The following is a 3,168-nucleotide window of genomic DNA, read 5'->3' as shown; positions in this document are numbered from 1 at the left end:
TGTTCCATCACCTCCACACCGACCACAACATCCGAACAAAGCCTTGCCAACCGGCAGCGGCTTGACATAGGAGAAACCCATGGCATCGGTCAACAGGGTGTACATCGCCCGGCTCTCGCGGATGATGGTGCTGGGCCCCCTCGGCGAATCCTTCGGGCGGATCCGCGACGTCGTGATCAGCATCAGCATCGTGCGTCAGCAACCGCGCGTCCTAGGCCTGGTCGTCGACCTGGCGACGCGCCGCAGCATCTTCATCCCGATGCTCCGGGTCGCCGCGATCGAACCGGAGGCCATCACGCTCAACACCGGCAGCGTGTCCCTGCGCCACTTCGAACAGCGTCCCGGCGAGGTGCTGGCGATCGGCCAGGTGCTCGACACCCAGGTCCGGGTCAATGATCTCGCGCTGCCGGAGTTGACCGGCGTCGACGTCATCGTCACCGACCTGGGCATTGAGCAAACCCGCACCCGGGACTGGATGGTGAGCCGGGTCGCCGTGCGTAGCCAGCGGAGGCTGGGCCGGCGCGGGCCCGTGCACGTGGTGGATTGGCAGAACGTGCAGGGCCTGACGCCGTCCGCGCTGGCGATGCCGGGCCAGGGGGTGGCGCAGCTGCTGGACCGGTTCGAGGGCTGGAAGGCGGTCGACGTGGCCGACGCCATCCGCGGCCTGCCGCCCAAGCGGCGCTACGAGGTGCTCAAAGCGCTCGACGACGACCGGCTGGCGGACGTCCTGCAGGAGCTGCCCGAGCTGGACCAGGCCGATGTGCTCTCCCAGCTGGGCACCGAACGGTCGGCCGACGTGCTGGAGGAGATGGACCCCGACGACGCCGCCGACCTGCTCGGCGTGCTGAATCCGACGGACGCCGAGATGCTGCTGACCCGGATGGACCCCGGCGAGTCGGCCCCGGTGCGCCGGCTGCTGGCACACTCGCCCGACACCGCGGGCGGCCTGATGACATCAGACCCGGTGGTGCTGACGCCCGACACGTCGGTCGCCGAGGCGCTGGCCCGCGTCCGCGACCCTGACCTCACCCCCGCCCTGTCGTCCATGGTGTTCGTGGTGCGCCCGCCCACCGCCACGCCCACCGGTCGGTACTTGGGCTGCGTGCAGCTGCAGCGGCTGCTGCGCGAACCACCGGGGGAGATCGTCGGTGGGATAGTCGACAGCGACCTGCTCACCCTGACGCCGGAAACGCCGCTGGCGGCGGTGACCCGCTATCTGGCCGCGTACAACCTGGTCTGCGGACCGGTGCTCGACGATCAGAACCACCTGCTGGGGGCGGTGACGGTCGACGATCTCCTCGATCACTTGTTGCCGCATGACTGGCGAGTTGATGTGCAGGCGCTGGACGCCACCGGCAGGATCGAAGAACTGGGAGGGTCCGTTTGAGCAAGTCCTCGGCACCGCGCCGGCTGTACACGCCGCGGACGTCGCGCAGGTATTCGCCGCGCCTGGACCCCGAGGCCGTCGGTCAGATCACCGAGTCCATCGCGCGCTTCTTCGGCACCGGCCGCTACCTGCTGGTGCAGACCGTCCTCGTGGTGGCGTGGATCTCGCTGAACCTGTTCGCGGTTCGGCTGCGCTGGGACCCCTACCCCTTCATCCTGCTCAACCTGGCCTTCTCCACCCAGGCGGCGTACGCGGCCCCGCTGATCCTGCTGGCCCAGAATCGTCAGGAAAACCGTGACCGGGTCGCGCTGGAACAGGATCGCCACCGCGCGGCCCAGACCAAGGCCGACACCGAATTCCTGGCCCGCGAGCTCGCCGCGGTCCGGCTGGCGGTCGGCGAGGTCGTGACCCGCGAATATCTGCGTCACGAGCTGGAGGACCTGCGGTCCCTGCTGGCCAATCGGGACCCCGCAGCCGAGGGCTCCGGGGCGGCGGACGGCGACGACGGCGCGGGCCGGACAGCCAAGAAATAGCTGTGTGAACCAGTTCCGACCATTGCGCCACTCTGGTCACAAGAGTTATGTATGGTGATCTAGTTCACGGCTGAAAAGCAGTTGACCAGCTCACATACCTAGGACGGTCGAGTGCGCATTGGGGGACGCCGGGGTGCACGCCCGGCCGCCGCGCTGGAGCGGCAGCGAGCACTTCAGGTCACACGCACGCGCGCGTTCGGCGTAGCCACCATCACCCCGTTGATCTTCGCGGGCGCCGTCAGCGGAGCGGCCCCTTCGCTCCCCGAAAAGCTCCCCCCGGTGCACGCGAACATCGCTCCTGTGGCGGCGGTCTCCCCCAGCGTCCCCGACCTCACGGGCCCGGCCGTCGTGCCCATCGACCGGTCCCCGACCGCCTTCCACGTCGCCGAACCCGCCGTGTCCGCACCCCCGCCGGCGATGATCGTGAATGCCCGTGGGGCACTTGGCATTCCGAGCATCGCGCTGGCCGCCTACCGCAGCGCGGAACAAAAGATGGCGGTGGCCGCCCCGAACTGCGGCGTCAGCTGGAACCTGCTGGCCGGGATCGGCCGGATCGAGTCGGGTCATGCGGGCGGCGGCGCGGTCGACGCGCGCGGCACCGCGGTGGTGCCGATCTACGGCCCCGCGTTGGACGGCACGCTGCCGGGCAACGAGATCATCCTGCAGAGCAGCGCCGGCAACCGGCCCACCTACGCCCGCGCGATGGGGCCGATGCAGTTCCTGCCCGGCACCTGGGCGCGCTACGCCTCCGACGGCAAAGGCGACGGCGTCGCCGACCCGCAGAACCTGTTCGACTCGACGCTGGCCGCTGCCCGCTACCTGTGCAGCGGCGGCCTCAACCTCCGCGACCCGTCGCAAGTGATGGCAGCGATCCTGCGCTACAACAACTCGATGGCTTACGCGCAGAACGTGCTGGGCTGGGCGTCGGCGTACGCCACCGGCGTGGTTCCGGTCGACCTGCCTCCGATGACGGGCCCGCCGCCTCCGCTCGCCGACGCGCACCTCGAGCACGCCGAGGGACTCGGCCCCAACCTGCCGATGAACATCAACGGGTTGCCGTCGGACGATCCCCTCGCCCGCATGCCACTGATCGACCTCAGCCAACCGCAGAGCGCCGGCCCGCCGCCGATGTTCCCGTGGATGGCGCCGACGCCGCAGCAGGCCCCGGCACGACTGCCCGGCTGCACGGTGATCTGCGTGGGTCCCCAGAACCCGCCGCCCGCCCCGCCGTGGGGGCCGCCCATCGCC

The 3,168-nt window shown here is 70.0% G+C and carries 3 protein-coding genes; all 3 read left to right on the top strand.

Annotated features, from left to right (window positions below; translation table 11 throughout):
• The first annotated feature begins 79 nt into the window (after positions 1–79).
• Positions 80–1,387 (top strand): magnesium transporter MgtE N-terminal domain-containing protein, encoded by a 1,308-nt coding sequence (locus tag BST44_RS28935; RefSeq protein ID WP_083180030.1) that lies wholly within the window; start codon positions 80–82, stop codon positions 1,385–1,387.
• Positions 1,384–1,920: a DUF1003 domain-containing protein gene (locus BST44_RS28930; RefSeq protein WP_083180029.1), complete on the top strand. Its 537-nt coding sequence runs from the start codon at positions 1,384–1,386 to the stop codon at positions 1,918–1,920. Before BST44_RS28935 ends, BST44_RS28930 begins: the two co-directional genes overlap by 4 nt.
• Positions 1,921–2,031: 111 nt before the next feature.
• A partial coding sequence (locus tag BST44_RS28925) for a lytic transglycosylase domain-containing protein (protein WP_142274735.1) occupies positions 2,032–3,168 on the top strand: 1,137 nt, incomplete at its 3' end.

The sequence above is a fragment of the Mycobacterium scrofulaceum genome, from assembly GCF_002086735.1.
GTDB lineage: Bacteria > Actinomycetota > Actinomycetes > Mycobacteriales > Mycobacteriaceae > Mycobacterium > Mycobacterium scrofulaceum.
The sequence above is the reverse complement of the archived record's forward strand: the minus strand, read 5'-3'. Positions and strand labels throughout refer to the sequence as shown.

Coding starts and splice junctions, on each gene's coding strand:
- BST44_RS28935 (WP_083180030.1), top strand. CDS start 80: ATGGCATCGGTCAACAGGGTGTACATCGCCCGGCTCTCGCGGATGATG.